Origin of the sequence: Gelidibacter sediminis (assembly GCF_004364975.1) — a bacterium.
Taxonomy (GTDB): Bacteria; Bacteroidota; Bacteroidia; order Flavobacteriales; family Flavobacteriaceae; genus Gelidibacter; species Gelidibacter sediminis.
The window spans coordinates 1,353,937-1,368,082 of the sequence record NZ_SOBW01000008.1 but is presented as its reverse complement, the minus strand read 5'-3'; the positions used below and the strand labels follow the sequence as shown (position 1 = coordinate 1,368,082).

Annotated in this window: 14 protein-coding genes and 1 other RNA gene; 5 read left to right on the top strand and 10 right to left on the bottom strand. The window is 35.9% G+C overall.

The annotated features are described in order from the left end of the window. Positions 1–151: 151 nt before the first annotated feature. Entirely contained in the window at positions 152–1,450 is a 1,299-nt protein-coding gene (gene fahA, locus BXY82_RS12610; RefSeq protein WP_133758670.1) for a fumarylacetoacetase, read from the bottom strand. 231 nt (positions 1,451–1,681) lie between these two features. On the opposite strand from fahA, the gene BXY82_RS12605 reads away from it, so the two are divergent. After that, positions 1,682–2,953, top strand: coding sequence for a serine hydroxymethyltransferase (locus BXY82_RS12605; RefSeq protein ID WP_133758532.1), 1,272 nt, complete (start codon positions 1,682–1,684; stop codon positions 2,951–2,953). 105 nt (positions 2,954–3,058) lie between these two features. Here the strand turns inward: BXY82_RS12605 and BXY82_RS12600 are convergent, their stop codons facing one another. The 4 genes from BXY82_RS12600 to BXY82_RS12585 form a co-directional block, all read right to left on the bottom strand. Then, entirely contained in the window at positions 3,059–4,615 is a 1,557-nt protein-coding gene (locus BXY82_RS12600) for a hypothetical protein (protein WP_133758531.1), read from the bottom strand. Between the two features lie 163 nt (positions 4,616–4,778). Beyond that, entirely contained in the window at positions 4,779–5,540 is a 762-nt protein-coding gene (locus BXY82_RS12595) for a carboxypeptidase-like regulatory domain-containing protein (RefSeq protein WP_133758530.1), read from the bottom strand. Between the two features lie 92 nt (positions 5,541–5,632). Beyond that, positions 5,633–6,022, bottom strand: coding sequence for an acyl-CoA thioesterase (locus tag BXY82_RS12590; protein ID WP_133758529.1), 390 nt, complete (start codon positions 6,020–6,022; stop codon positions 5,633–5,635). A 65-nt stretch (positions 6,023–6,087) separates the two neighbouring features. Continuing rightward, positions 6,088–7,122 carry a glutaminyl-peptide cyclotransferase gene (locus BXY82_RS12585; RefSeq protein ID WP_133758528.1) on the bottom strand — a complete coding sequence of 345 codons (1,035 nt, stop codon included), beginning with the start codon at positions 7,120–7,122 and terminating at the stop codon, positions 6,088–6,090. An 88-nt stretch (positions 7,123–7,210) separates the two neighbouring features. Between BXY82_RS12585 and ffs the strand changes: the two genes are divergently transcribed. The 3 genes from ffs to fsa all read left to right on the top strand — a co-directional run bounded on the left by ffs (position 7,211) and on the right by fsa (position 8,991). Next, positions 7,211–7,309: signal recognition particle sRNA small type (gene ffs / locus BXY82_RS12580), an RNA gene on the top strand. A gap of 109 nt (positions 7,310–7,418) precedes the next feature. Then, positions 7,419–8,222 (top strand): SDR family oxidoreductase, encoded by an 804-nt coding sequence (locus BXY82_RS12575; protein WP_133758527.1) that lies wholly within the window; start codon positions 7,419–7,421, stop codon positions 8,220–8,222. Positions 8,223–8,337: 115 nt separating this feature from the next. Further along, a complete protein-coding gene (gene fsa / locus BXY82_RS12570) occupies positions 8,338–8,991 on the top strand; it encodes a fructose-6-phosphate aldolase (RefSeq protein ID WP_133758526.1) in 654 nt (217 codons plus the stop codon). A gap of 48 nt (positions 8,992–9,039) precedes the next feature. Here fsa and BXY82_RS12565 read toward each other — a convergent pair whose 3' ends face one another. Then, a complete protein-coding gene (locus BXY82_RS12565) occupies positions 9,040–10,467 on the bottom strand; it encodes a TlpA family protein disulfide reductase (RefSeq protein WP_133758525.1) in 1,428 nt (475 codons plus the stop codon). 241 nt (positions 10,468–10,708) lie between these two features. Here BXY82_RS12565 and BXY82_RS12560 point away from each other — a divergent pair, with 241 nt between their 5' ends. Beyond that, entirely contained in the window at positions 10,709–12,334 is a 1,626-nt protein-coding gene (locus BXY82_RS12560) for an ABC-F family ATP-binding cassette domain-containing protein (RefSeq protein ID WP_133758524.1), read from the top strand. 32 nt (positions 12,335–12,366) lie between these two features. Here BXY82_RS12560 and BXY82_RS12555 read toward each other — a convergent pair whose 3' ends face one another. The 4 genes from BXY82_RS12555 to BXY82_RS12540 form a co-directional block, all read right to left on the bottom strand. Continuing rightward, the gene (locus BXY82_RS12555) at positions 12,367–12,618 is read right to left on the bottom strand and encodes a putative signal transducing protein (protein ID WP_133758523.1); all 252 of its coding nucleotides are present in this window, start codon (positions 12,616–12,618) and stop codon (positions 12,367–12,369) included. A gap of 177 nt (positions 12,619–12,795) precedes the next feature. Beyond that, positions 12,796–13,053, bottom strand: a complete 258-nt coding sequence (locus BXY82_RS12550; RefSeq protein ID WP_133758522.1) for a DUF6952 family protein — start codon at positions 13,051–13,053, stop codon at positions 12,796–12,798. Further along, positions 13,034–13,348, bottom strand: a complete 315-nt coding sequence (locus BXY82_RS12545; protein WP_133758521.1) for a thioredoxin family protein — start codon at positions 13,346–13,348, stop codon at positions 13,034–13,036. Before BXY82_RS12545 ends, BXY82_RS12550 begins: the two co-directional genes overlap by 20 nt. A gap of 89 nt (positions 13,349–13,437) precedes the next feature. After that, complete coding sequence (locus tag BXY82_RS12540) at positions 13,438–14,082, bottom strand: peroxiredoxin (RefSeq protein WP_133758520.1); 645 nt, start codon at positions 14,080–14,082, stop codon at positions 13,438–13,440. Between the last annotated feature and the right edge of the window lie 64 nt (positions 14,083–14,146).

Here is a 14,146-nt window from a genome sequence, read left to right as displayed (position 1 = left end):
CTTAAGGTTAGGGGGTTAAAGTTAGTAGGTTTCAAATTATGTGCCAAATGAATAATTATGGGTTATTTACATGTGATGTGGTGTTCATAAAAAAAGCACGAATATCAGTATAAATTGACGTTCGTGCTTCACTTATGACTATTTTAAATATTTACTTTTGTTTCTTTTTTTGAGGATTATAAATTGGTAAAAGTTGTGTTGAAACTTCCCCAAAACCAATTCTGGTACCATCTTTTTCACAATGTCCTCTCATAATTACCGTATCGTAATCATTAATAAACTTACGTTCTGTGCCATCTTTCATAGTTAAGGGTTTTTCACCTTTCCATGTCAATTCTAACATAGATCCGAATGATTCTTCCGTAGGACCTGATATGGTACCACTCCCCATCATATCTCCAGAATTTACAGGACAGCCATTAACCGTATGATGTGCTAATTGTTGTGCCATATTCCAATACATATACTTAAAATTGGATTTACTCACAATAGTTTCTTTGGCGTCTTTTGGACGGATGGCAACTTCTAAATTGATATCATAACCTTTTTTTCCTTTAGATTGTAAATATGGTAACAAAGGTTTGATGGGTTTTGGGCCCTCTACCTTAAAAGGTTCAAGAGCGTCTAGGGTCACAATCCATGGCGACATAGAGGACGCGAAGTTTTTAGCCAAGAATGGTCCTAATGGCACATATTCCCATTTCTGTATGTCACGGGCTGACCAATCATTGAAAAGTACCAATCCAAATATATATTCTTCAGCTTCATTTACGGGAATCGGTTCACCTAAATCATTAGCATCTGTAGTAATGAAAGCCATTTCCAATTCGAAGTCAACTAATTTAGAAGGACCAAAAACAGGGTCTTTGGCACCCTCAGGCATTGTTTGGCCTTGTGGCCTGTGTATTGGAATGCCAGACGGAATTATAGAAGAGCTACGACCGTGATACCCAACAGGAATGTGCAACCAATTTGGCATCAGTGCGTTGTCTGGGTCTCTAAACATGGTACCTACGTTTGTAGCATGTTCTTTGCTCGAATAAAAATCAGTATAATCTCCCACCTGGACGGGTAATTGCATCTCAATCTCGTCAAGCCTGAAGAGCACAATTTCCTTATGTTTGGTATTATTCTTTAAAGTTGTATTGTTACTGTCAAAAATATCAGCAATTCTATTTCTTACGGCACGCCATGTTTTACGGCCATCAGCAATAAAATCATTTAAGGTGTCCTGAAGAAAAATATCGTCAGTAAGAGGTATACCTTCAAAATAACCTAGTTGATGCAGCGCACCAAGGTCAATGGCGGTATCGCCAATTCGTGTACCAATGGTAATGATGTCATCTCGTGTTAAGAAAACACCAAAAGGGATGTTCTGAATAGGAAAATCAGAATTTTTTCCCACGTGAAGCCACGATGTTCTATCGGGGTTATTTGCGGATAAAGGCATAGTGTTGCGATTCATTAGTTTTGTAAAATGTATTCAAACCTACATATTTTTTTTAATTAAAATCCAAAAAAAGACTTAAAATTATGCGGCTCCAGACCAATTCATCATGACATTATATTCAGACGAAAAATTCTTTTTTTGACTGAAATAAGTATTGTATTTATTACTTTTGGGTAAATTTAAAACATTCATTAAATCCTTGTTTTAAGAGGACTAAAAAACACAACATTTATGCAACGTGACCAACAAATATTTGAGCTTATTGAAGCTGAAAAAGAAAGACAATTACATGGTTTAGAGCTTATTGCTTCAGAAAATTTTGTAAGCAATCAGGTAATGGAAGCCGCAGGATCTGTATTGACAAATAAATATGCTGAAGGGTATCCTGGAAAGCGTTATTATGGTGGTTGCGAAATTGTAGATGAAGTGGAGCAAATAGCAATTGATCGTGCTAAAACGCTATTTGGTGCAGCTTATGCTAACGTGCAACCGCATTCAGGAAGTCAAGCAAATACGGCTGTATATTCCATGTGCTTAAAACCGGGCGACAAAATTCTTGGTTTTGATCTATCGCATGGCGGACATTTAACACACGGATCGCCAGTTAACTTTTCTGGAAAATTATACAATCCTTCATTTTATGGGGTAGATAGAGAGACTGGGTTAATTGACTATAATAAATTAGAAGAAACGGCTAAGAAGGAAAAACCTAAGATGATTATTGCTGGAGCTTCAGCATATTCGCGTGATATGGATTTTGCGGCCTTCAGGCAAGTTGCTGATCAGGTAGGAGCGGTGCTCATGGCAGATATTTCCCATCCTGCAGGATTGATAGCTAAAGGCATTATGAGTGATCCAATGCCGCATTGTCATATTGTAACGACAACCACGCATAAAACCTTAAGAGGACCAAGAGGAGGAATGATTTTGATGGGTGAAGATTTTGAGAATCCTTTCGGAATGAAAGCTCCAAAAGGCAATTTACGAATGATGTCTTCTGTATTAGATTCTGGTGTATTCCCAGGAAATCAAGGTGGACCGTTAGAGCATATTATTGCTGCCAAAGCCATTGCATTTGGTGAAGCCTTAACGGATGAATTTATGCATTATATGTTACAAGTTAAAAATAACGCTGCAGCTATGGCCAAGGCGTTTGTAGATAGAGATTACCATATTATTTCTGGCGGAACTGACAACCATATGATGTTGATCGATTTAAGAAATAAGAACATTACAGGTAAGGACGCCGAATTTGCCTTAGTAAAAGCAGATATCACCGTTAATAAAAACATGGTGCCATTTGATGATAAGTCGCCATTTGTAACCTCAGGAATTCGTATTGGTACTCCAGCAATAACAACTAGAGGCTTGAAAGAAGCGGATATGGATGCTATTGTTGGAATGATTGATGAGGTTCTTACCAATCATGATAACGATAACAAACTTGACGCTATTGGCGATAAAGTAAATGAAATGATGAAAGGTAAGCCTTTGTTCGCTTAAATATTAGCGCGATACTAAATAGAAAAAACCTCACTTGTTGCTGAACTTGTGAGGTTTTTTCATGATTTACGCAATGCGAATTATAAGTTATAAAGCCCAATTACTCTATAAATCCAAATGTTGGTATGCGCCTAAATCGGGCGCAGTCGTTCTGTTAATATTAAGGATGTCAACAGGTATTTGATTTGAGAAAGGATTGTTCCCAATAACGTTTACAGCTGCAGAACCTTCCCCGATCATCAGTTGATTTCTAGAAGGGCTTTTAAATTTAGGATCTTTATTGAAGACGACATTATCATATAGGGCGGCATTTTTAAAATCGTAATTAGGATCTGTTCCAAAATTTTTATTTGGATCGTCAAATTTAATTAGGCAATTAGTGAATTTGAAATTGAAGTCTGTACCATCCAATTGCTCTACCATAAACTCAGGGTTGTCATTTCCATAGATTATACAGTTGTTAAAATTTGCAGCAGTAAGTGGATTAGAAACTAAGGTGTTATCATCAATAACTTGATAATTACTAAGGAAGAGGGCAGGGAACTGTCTAAAACTATTTGTCCAATAATTCGCAAGTGTACAGTGCGTAAAGTTATAAACGCCGCCATAAATACCTGCAAATGATGATTGCCCCGCATTATTAATGACCAGGTTTGCTGCAGTAATAGAAGTAGCGCGGCCTAATATTCCAAAATTACTCGAATTATAAATCTTAGAATTTTTGATGGTTAATTTTGGAATAGAGGTGTTTTGATTGTTTTCAGCTAACACGCCGATGGTGGCATTTTTTATCGTTGCAAAATTCATCTCATTTGCCTTGCTGCCTTGAAACAGCCAAATGGTTCCCCATTGTCCCGGAACATTCTCGAATATGGGTTCTAAACGATCACTTTCAAAGACAACTTCATTCTCCATAGTTTTTTGGTTAAAACTAAAAGCTCCATTCACCTTTAAAGATGCATTGTTTGTAATTAACAACCCTGAATTGGCATGAAAATGCACACGAGCACCCGCATTAATGGTCAGCGTCTTATTTTCGTCCACAGCCGCGTATCCATAAATTACATAAGGTTTATCCTTTGTAAAGGTGAGTTCTGCATCGGTTAAAAAACGTCCCTGAATATTTGTAATGTCTTCAACGCCATCGTCGTCAATATCAAAATTTAAAGTTTCAATAATGCCTTGCGAATTTTTATGGGGATATATAAATATGGCATCCTTTACCAAAGTAACCAATTCTACTTTTTGCAAGTTGGCGCCACTGTCGAACTCGATAGCATCTGTATATAAAAATTGATTTTTTGCAGTGACAACATCTTGAAGATTTACAGTAGTTTCTATAAAAATAAACAGGCTGTCCTTTGCCAAAATTTCGATGTTTTTAAATTCTTTGCCAGCTGTACCATCAACATTTAGTCGGTAATTTGAAGCTTGACCTTGTTTTAGGCGTAAAGAGGGAATGGAGATGTCAGTGTTGGAACGGTTGTAAACCTTCAAATTATAGGTGCTAGACCCAATGTTTGCGAAGACAGTATCTAAGTACACTGTGTCCTTAGAGAAGGTAAGCGCGCCTTGACTAGGTTGAAAGTCAAAATCTTTTCGGCAAGAACTCCAAAAGATAATAGTAATACACAAAAGGCTAAAGTAAAGGCTTCTTTTCATCGTGACCATCAATTCTAATAAAGTTCAAAAATATAACTTTTGAAATTATGAAGTCACCTGAAGAGTTTAATTAATTTGACAATGCTATAGTTCCAGCGATTTTAAAGAGAAATCAGGTTGAAACGTATTGATTTATGAACGGGAAATAGAGACGACACCCAGATTAGCGTTGTTGACTTTCGGCGAGTATCACTCTAAATTCCTGGCTATAATCTAGAAGATGATCTATAAGATAAATTTTATTATCCGGTTGAAGTAAGAAGGAAGACATCTTTTTAGTCTCACAATAGGCAAAGAAAAGGTGTCTGTAATCTTTGGTAATATTTAAATCCAAAATTAAAAAGGTGTCATTAAAAAATGGATCTGTTTTAAAAAGGGTGACTAAATCTGAAGCCTCAATGGTGGTTTCAATAAGTCCTTCAGGTTCTTCTTCTTTAGGCGTTTTCCGCTTAAGGAGTTTTTTTAGTCGCCTGCCAATTTCTAAAAAATTGATTGGCCCTGCGTTTGCATTTGGCCTTCTGTACAAGTGCGGATTTCGCTCAACATCAGATTTGAATTGTTTGTTGACACGAGTGGTCACTTCTTTCTCATCCATTGGTTGTGCTGTAATTGGACCTTTTACATTGACTTCATCCAATTCATTGAGAATTTTTTTGAGCTCAACAACTTGAGGGCTTTCTAAATGTGATTGTATAACGACGAGTTGCTTGGTGTGATGAAATAGCGAACTAAAAAGTAGTGTATCATTGCGTTTAGCCTGGATTTCAAAATTCCCAATAGCATCTGTTGATGTCATACTTTTGGCACTGACATTCATGATTTTAGCACCAGAAATGGGTGCTTCCGCGTCATATAATGTTCCTGAAATGCGTTGTGAGAACGTTGCTGTGGTGGCAAGACAGAAGAAAAGAGTAAATTTAAACACTAGGCAGTTTGATTGGTTGTACCCAAATTAAACACAGAAATGAATTACGAAGTTATCTATTAAGAGACTTTAACAGCTTTTTTAGTCTTAATTTAACTAAAAAGAGCCCTGATAGTGTCTGTAATACGTGCGGGTTTCATATTTGCTTGGGTAACCAAGCACCATTTGGTTTCTGAAGACGCCAACAATTTGTCAGTATCTTTATTATAGATGTCAACTATACGAAGACAAGTAACTCCACCAGCTTCTTTTATATAAGTTTTAAGTGTTAGTACATCGCCTAAAACAGCAGGGTTTTTATAGGCGATGTTATGATTTAGAAGAATCCAAACGTAATCAGAGAGAATATTTTTTGTAGCCTTGGCATGCCAATGTTTCTCCGCCACGTCTTGCACCCATTGCACATACCTGACATTATTAACATGATTCAGGTTGTCTAAATCTTCTTGGGTTACTGTTATCTGTATCTCAAAGCTTTGCATTATTAGAGTGTAAATACGTAATAGAGTTTAATTTTGTAATATCGGATGTTTTCTTGAAAAAGACCTTATTTGACAAACACTTCAACTTCAAACAATTTATCCCAATCCTTACCGGTAACAAAAATAGTCTTAGTGTCAGGATTGTAGGCAATGCCATTTAAAACATCCAATTCCGGATGCTGTTTCACGAGCTTTTGAAGTGGCGAAAAGTCAATCACTCCTTCCACAGCACCATTTTTAGGATTAATAATTAAAACTCCGTTGCGTTGGTAGATGTTGGCATAAATTTTACCATTAATATACTCCAGTTCATTTAAACTTTCAATTTTACCAGTGTTCGTGAAAACTTGAATAAAACCTTCTTCAGCCAATGTTTCAGGGTTAAGTTTCCAAATGGTATGGGTGCCATCTGATTTGTAAATTGTTTTTCCGTCGTTACATAATCCCCAACCTTCTTTACTCTTGCCATAATTAAAGCTCCCGGTTTTTTCTAAAGTTTCCGCATTATAAACGAACCCGATATTTTCTTTCCAAGTGAGTTGATAAATCTTATCATTTAAAACGGTAAGACCTTCACCAAAGTATTGATTTCCTATAGTGACGCTTTTTAAAATCTCACCTGTATCGTGTTTTACTTTACGGAGTTTTGACTCGCCATATTGTCCAGTGCTTTCATATAAAATGCCATTATGAAATTCTAAGCCTTGCGTATAGGAGGTGATATCATGTGGGTATTCATTAAGAATGTTGTAACTATAAATTACAGGAGGCTTATTGTTCAGAACAGTCAAATTTGTAGTGGTTTCTTCCGTCTGACCTTCATAGACCACTTTGGCTGTTAAGGTGTGGATTCCTAAAGGAACATCAGTGGCTGTGAAATTTTTATCAATGGCCACTCCGTTTAAATGATAAGTCACGCTTGAAATGGCTTTGTTTTTTGGATTGTCCATAGAAAGATTAACAGTTTCACCAAGAGCAATTGTATTATTTTTAGCATCGGTTTTTATAACAAAGTGGTTTTTTTTGCCATTAGGGTTATCACCACATGTCCATAGAGATAGGCTTAAAACGGTGATTATAAAAAGTTTAATTGAAGACATAGATTGTTAATATTTTAAAGCAAGGTATTTAATTAAATTCAGTTTAAAAAATCATTGCAAAAGTAGTAAAAGATTGTATCTTTGCAGCTGGCAAGTCCTACACAACCAGCTCCTGCTGAATCCTCCAGGGCGGGAACGCAGCAAAGGTAAGTGGTCGTAGCGGTGTGATGTAGGTAGCTTGCCTTTTTTTATGCGCTATAGTGAAATCCTTTCCAAAGGAACTTCTTTTAAATATCTTCTTCATATTTTAGCCTTTCAAATCGTAGTTGCTTTCATATTTTAATTAGTTTTTAATCATGTCTAAAGTTGTTTTAATTACAGGGGGTTCTTCAGGAATAGGAAAGTCTATTGGCGAATTTCTGTCACTAAAGGGATTTACCATTTACGGTACCAGTAGAACTCCTGAGCGTTATCCTGACAGCAAATTCAACCTTGTAAAATTAGATGTGTCTGATACGACGTCTATCCATGAAGCCGTTAGTGCAGTTATAGCAAAGAGCGGCAGATTGGACGTCTTGATCAATAATGCTGGCGCTGGAATTACAGGACCCATTGAAGAGATTCCTGATGTTGAAATACAGCGTAATTTTGACACTAATCTTTTTGGACCAATTCGCGTTATCAAAGCGGTGCTACCTCAAATGAGAGTACAAAACTCTGGTTTAATTATCAATGTAACCTCTATTGCCGGTTATATGGGATTGCCTTATAGAGGTGTTTACAGTGCTAGTAAAGGAGCACTGGAATTGATTACGGAGGCCTTGAGAATGGAAATTAAAGATTTCAACATTCATATGACCAATGTTGCACCTGGAGATTTTGCAACCAATATTGCTGCCGGGCGCTATCATGCACCAATTAAAGAGGATTCGCCTTATAAGAAGCCTTATGGCGATACTTTAAACCTAATGGATGCCCATGTCAGTGAAGGCAAGGATCCTCTGTTGATGGCACATGCCATATATAAAGTCATTACTACTAAAAATCCGAAAATTCATTATAAGGTAGGGGAGTTCATGCAAAAATTTTCCATTGTTCTAAAACGCATCTTACCAGATAAGGTGTATGAAAGAATGTTGATGAATCATTATAAGTTATAAGGACAGTGCCTTTGTAGGTCTGTTAATATGTTTTCATTAAAATAAAACCCACCTCGTGCTTATTAATTGTAACTTTGCAGCACGTTAAACACAACTTATATATATATTATTTTCTATGAAATTTTTTATCGATACCGCTAATTTAGAGCAAATTAAGGAAGCCCAAGATATGGGCATTTTAGATGGTGTTACTACCAATCCATCGTTAATGGCTAAAGAAGGCATTACAGGAACTGACAATATCATGAAACACTATGTTAACATTTGCAATTTGGTAGATGGAGATGTGAGTGCAGAGGTTATTTCTACAGATTATGAAGGGATGGTGAGAGAAGGAGAGGCATTGGCTGAATTGCATGAGCAGATTGTGGTTAAATTACCTATGATTAAAGACGGTGTCAAAGCGTGTAAATATTTTTACGATAAAGGCATCAAAACGAATATGACTTTAGTGTTTTCTGCAGGCCAGGCATTATTGGCTGCCAAAGCGGGAGCTACTTACGTATCGCCATTTATTGGTCGTTTGGATGATATCTCGACTGATGGTTTAAATCTTATTGCCGAAATCAGAATGATTTATGATAACTACGGATTTGAAACCGAAATTCTAGCAGCTTCAGTACGTCATACCATGCACGTAATAGATTGTGCAAAATTAGGTGCAGATGTCATGACGGGACCTTTAAGTTCCATAACTGGCTTGTTAAATCACCCATTGACGGATATCGGTTTAGAGAAGTTTTTAGCAGATTACAAAAAAGGGAACTAAACCTCTGTCATATAAATATAGAAAAGGCTCCTACCATGGGAGTCTTTTTTAGTTGTTGAGTTCTTTTAATTGATCCTCAAATTTTGAGTGAAACATATTGTAATAGGAATCAACAATGCGCCTATCTTTATCCACAACAATCATTTTGTATACGGTATTGATAACCAAGGTTTGTTTGGCAGCTGCTGGATATTTAAATTGATATTCATTATCACTGGAAAACCTAAACTCATCTAAAGTCTTCTTCCAATATTTTTTATTGTTATCATTCAGGTTGATGGCTATAAAATCAATATTTGGATATTTTTTCTTCAAGTCCCTAATTTTATAGTGGCTGTTTTTATAATGGACTTTCAAATTGCTAGACCAAAAATAAATGACCGTAGGTTTATTAATTAAGCTACTTAAGGCATGCTCTTCATTATTGTAATTGACCAATTGTACATCTGGAATGATTTTGCCCGGTTTTAACTTGTTGATAGTGCTAGACAAGCCTTTAATATAATCCTTGTCTTGTGGGTTGGTACTCTTTTGAAGATAAGATGCTACAATTTGATTTACAGCAGTAGAATCTTCGCATACGGCAATAAAATCGCGGGCTGTATTTTTGAGCAACTTGTTTTTTATGGTGTCATTTGATATGCGCTTATTCATTAACTCCAACTTTTCTAGATTGTAAATCACTGAATTTTTATTAAATATGGCATCGTCATCTGCTTTGGCGTAAAACTCTTCGAGTGCCAAGTTGTTGAAGTGGGAATATAAAAATCGGTTGTAAATAAAGAAATCACTTAGAGAACTGATATTATAATCAATATCATTTCTAAATTCATAAAATTTTGAAGGTAATTCTTTGTAGTTTCTGAGGTTTCTATAGCCGTAATAAGCAAAAGGATACATTTCTTTGGTGCTATAATAGCTATAATTAATGCTAGTTTCAGCTATTTCATCAAATTTAGGAGATAGTTCTTTTTTATCGGAAAAGTCGGATAATTGGTTGAGCCTTAACGCTCGAGTAGAATCTATGTACTGTTCAAAACGCTCTGGATCCAATTGGGAAATATTCATAAAATTACTTTGATCAGCTTCATTTTCAAGAAATATTTTCACCAAAAAATTGTTCTTTTTGGCGCCAGTACCTGTAAAGACCAAAGATTCATCAAAATCGATGGTATTTAAACGCAACATGACACTGTCTTGCGGCTCTAAAAGAACCATTTGGTATTGTCCACCATGAATAAAAGTATAAAGGCCAGATTTTAAAGGGTCTAATTTGGTAAAGAAGCGATTGTCTTTATTTAAAAAGAGCGTATCAGAAACTTCAGACTGTGAATTTGGTGAAAATAAAAGAACATAATCATTGGTCGGATTAATGATTTCTCCCCCAAAGTATGCGCTACCATTAATTTCTTGAGAATTATTTTTGCAACCCAAAAGCGTTGACAAAAGCATCAATGACATAATGTAGACTCTCATAAAATAAATAGATTAGCGGTGTTGGTTGTGTTGTAAACAAAAATAAAACTTGTTTATGCACTATGTTGTTAAGGCGCTGTTAAATGTTTAATGTCTATTACCGTGAAAGCTGTTTTATCTCAGGTATTTACTCATATTTCAGGGCATTCCATTAGTCATTTTTAACTCTTAAATATAGCTGTATAAGTTTCATTAAATGCTAGCAATTTTTTACTTTTGCAGCTTATTTAAAATCTATAAAATGTTATCAGTTTCTAATCTCTCAGTTCAATTTGGCAAACGCGTCTTATTTGATGAAGTCAACACTTCATTTAACCAAGGCAATTGCTACGGTATTATTGGTGCTAATGGTGCAGGGAAATCTACTTTCTTGAAAATATTAGCGGGGAAAATGGACCCTACCTCTGGCCATGTGCATTTAGAAGCTGGTAAACGTATGTCAGTTTTGGAGCAAAACCATAATTTATATGATGAACATACGGTTTTGGAAACTATTATTATGGGTAACAAACCGTTGTATGATTTAAAAAGTCAGATTGACGCACTATATGCAGATTATACGGATGAGAATGCTGATAAGATTGGCGAGTTGCAAGTGCAGTTTGAAGAGATGAACGGTTGGAATGCTGATAGTAATGCAGCAGCAATGCTATCTAACTTAGGGATTAAGGAAGAATTGCACTACACCCTGATGAAGGATTTAGATGGAAAACAAAAGGTACGTGTTTTATTGGCTCAAGCGCTATTTGGAAATCCTGACGTGTTAATTATGGATGAGCCTACCAATGATTTGGATTATGAAACCATATCTTGGTTAGAAAACTTCTTGGCTAATTATGAAAACTGTGTGATTGTTGTATCTCATGACAGGCACTTTTTAGATGCAGTATGTACACATATATCTGATATCGATTTTGGAAAGATCAACCATTACTCTGGAAATTATACGTTTTGGTACGAATCTTCTCAATTAGCGGCCAGACAACGTTCTCAACAAAACAAGAAGGCTGAAGAAAAGAAAAAGGAATTGGAAGAGTTTATACGTCGTTTTTCTGCTAACGTCGCAAAATCTAAACAAGCAACTAGTAGAAAGAAGATGATTGAGAAATTGAACATTTCTGATATTAAGCCTTCTAGCCGTCGTTATCCTGCAATTATATTTGAGCGCGATAGGGAAGCAGGTGATCAAATTTTGAATATAAATGGTCTTGCGGCATCCTTAGATGGTGATATACTGTTTCAGAATGTAGATATCAACCTGGCTAAAGGCGATAAGGTAGTCGTATATTCTAAGGATTCTAGAGCAACCACTGCGTTCTATCAAATTTTGAATGGAAAAGAAAAAGCTGATAAAGGAGAATACAATTGGGGGATTACCACGACACAATCCTATTTACCATTGGACAATAGTGAGTTTTTTGACAATAATTTGACTTTAGTTGATTGGTTACGCCAATGGGCCACGACGGAAGAAGAGCGCGAAGAAGTTCATATCCGTGGCTTTTTAGGTAAGATGATTTTTAGCGGTGAAGAAGCGCTGAAAACGTCTAATGTTTTGTCAGGAGGAGAGAAAGTGCGTTGTATGTTAAGTAGAATGATGATGATGAGAGCGAACGTGCTAATGTTAGATGAGCCTACCAATCATTTAGATTTGGAAAGTATTACGGCATTTAATAATTCTCTGGCTAATTTTAAAGGAACCGTATTGTTTACCACCCATGATCATGAGTTTGCACAAACAGTAGCCAATCGAATAATAGAATTGACACCCAATGGTGCGATTGATCGTTACATGACGTTTGACGAGTATATGGACGATAAGAAAATAAAGGAATTAAGAGAGAAGATGTACGCGGTCAACGCATAATTGCATTTCCTTATAGAAGAAAAGCCCTGAATTTAATCAGGGTTTTTTTCTGCTTCTAAGTCAGATTTTGCAATCTCTATTATGGGAATTGCTTTGGTAAGTTCTTCTTCGCTTACAAATATGTCTTGAAAACCTTGAATAGGGCTGCCAAAACCTGCCAGTCTTCCAGATTCAGACTCATCTTTAACAACGGCACGGATGCCGACTTCCTCCAACCTATTTATAATCATTTGTGCATAGACGAATGATCCCGAAAAGATCTTTACATAATTTGTGTCATTCATAGTATAAGGAGATAAATAAATAAAGTTAATAGGGAAGGTACTAAAAAAATGCGAAAGGTTACATCAGCATTAATTGGGATAATGAGCGCAACAACTTTCTAGAAGATAGCGCTAGATTTATATAAATACAAAAGCCCCTCGAATAGAGGGGCCTTTGTATAAGTGGTATCTAAATGTTTATTTGTCAATAGAGCCTAATACTCGTGACATGAAATTATTTAAAGCTTCTTTTTTAGGAGTGCCATCTTTTACCATCTTGTGGACTTCTAAAGCTCCGTACATATTGGAGATTAATTCTCCAATTACATCCAACTCTTCATCTTTTAGAGATGGTACTTCCGTTAAGTTTTCTAAGGTCTCAATAGTTTCTACTACAAAATCTTCGTCGTTATCCTCAATAAATTGAGTCAAATGTTTAATTACTGGTAACTTCATTGACTAAATCTTTTAAAACTTCGTATTTATTGGTTTGTACCTGATTAACGAAGGCACCGTTTCTGAAAATTGCGAACGTAGGTAGATTGTCTACGGTGGCTAGTTTTCTAGATTCTGGAAACTTCTCAGCATCTGCCATAACAAAAGTCATATTTTCATTTTCTGTGGCTAATTTTTTAAATTTTGGTTTCATAATTCTGCAATTACCACACCAACTAGCAGAATATTGGACAACAACGGTATCGTTATCTGAAACTAATTGTCCTAAATTATCTTGTTCTAATTCCTGTATCATAATAAATTTTTAACGTTAATAAAAACAGAGTGAGGCAATCTCAATAGTTTATTAAGATTGCCTCTCTGCACTCTCTATAACAATCTATCTTAATTTAAATGCGCTTTTAAGTACTCAGCTGTACCCTTTGCATTAGCTTGCATTGCTTCCTTGCCCTCTTCCCAGTTTGCAGGACAAACCTCACCTTTTTCTTGTACATGCGTGTAAGCATCAATCAAACGTAAAAATTCACTTACGTTTCTTCCTAATGGCATATGATTAATGCTTTCGTGTACAACAGTTCCTTCTTCGTCAATAATATATGTTGCTCTATATGTTACATTGTCGCCATCCACAGTAACAATACCTGTTTCTTCATCATAAGTTTCATTGGAAATATCCAAAATGCCTAGTGTTGAGGCTAAGTTTCTGTTGGAGTCTGCTAAAATTGGGTAGGTTACTCCTTCAATTCCACCATTATCTTTTGCTGTACTTAGCCAAGCAAAGTGAACTTCAGCGGTATCACAAGAGGCACCAATAACAATGGTGTTGCGTTTTTCAAATTCGCCTAAAGCAGCTTGAAAGGCATGTAATTCCGTTGGACATACAAAAGTAAAATCTTTTGGATACCAGAATAAAAGTACTTTTTTATTGTTTTTTTTTGCTTCTTCAAGAACGTTAAGTTTAAATGTGTCACCCAATTCGTTCATTGCGTTGACTGATAGATTTGGAAATTTTCTTCCTACAAATGCCATATTTTATAATTTTAAGTTACTATTAATTTCTCCTACAAAACTATTCATTTACACCTACAATAAC

Coding starts and splice junctions, on each gene's coding strand:
- BXY82_RS12545 (WP_133758521.1), bottom strand. CDS start 13,348: ATGATACAGGAATTAGAACAAGATAATTTAGGACAATTAGTTTCAGAT.
- BXY82_RS12590 (WP_133758529.1), bottom strand. CDS start 6,022: ATGCAAAGCTTTGAGATACAGATAACAGTAACCCAAGAAGATTTAGAC.
- BXY82_RS12600 (WP_133758531.1), bottom strand. CDS start 4,615: ATGAAAAGAAGCCTTTACTTTAGCCTTTTGTGTATTACTATTATCTTT.
- BXY82_RS12585 (WP_133758528.1), bottom strand. CDS start 7,122: ATGTCTTCAATTAAACTTTTTATAATCACCGTTTTAAGCCTATCTCTA.
- fahA (WP_133758670.1), bottom strand. CDS start 1,450: ATGCCTTTATCCGCAAATAACCCCGATAGAACATCGTGGCTTCACGTG.
- BXY82_RS12605 (WP_133758532.1), top strand. CDS start 1,682: ATGCAACGTGACCAACAAATATTTGAGCTTATTGAAGCTGAAAAAGAA.
- BXY82_RS12555 (WP_133758523.1), bottom strand. CDS start 12,618: ATGAATGACACAAATTATGTAAAGATCTTTTCGGGATCATTCGTCTAT.
- BXY82_RS12560 (WP_133758524.1), top strand. CDS start 10,709: ATGTTATCAGTTTCTAATCTCTCAGTTCAATTTGGCAAACGCGTCTTA.
- BXY82_RS12540 (WP_133758520.1), bottom strand. CDS start 14,082: ATGGCATTTGTAGGAAGAAAATTTCCAAATCTATCAGTCAACGCAATG.
- BXY82_RS12550 (WP_133758522.1), bottom strand. CDS start 13,053: ATGAAGTTACCAGTAATTAAACATTTGACTCAATTTATTGAGGATAAC.
- BXY82_RS12565 (WP_133758525.1), bottom strand. CDS start 10,467: ATGAGAGTCTACATTATGTCATTGATGCTTTTGTCAACGCTTTTGGGT.
- BXY82_RS12575 (WP_133758527.1), top strand. CDS start 7,419: ATGTCTAAAGTTGTTTTAATTACAGGGGGTTCTTCAGGAATAGGAAAG.
- fsa (WP_133758526.1), top strand. CDS start 8,338: ATGAAATTTTTTATCGATACCGCTAATTTAGAGCAAATTAAGGAAGCC.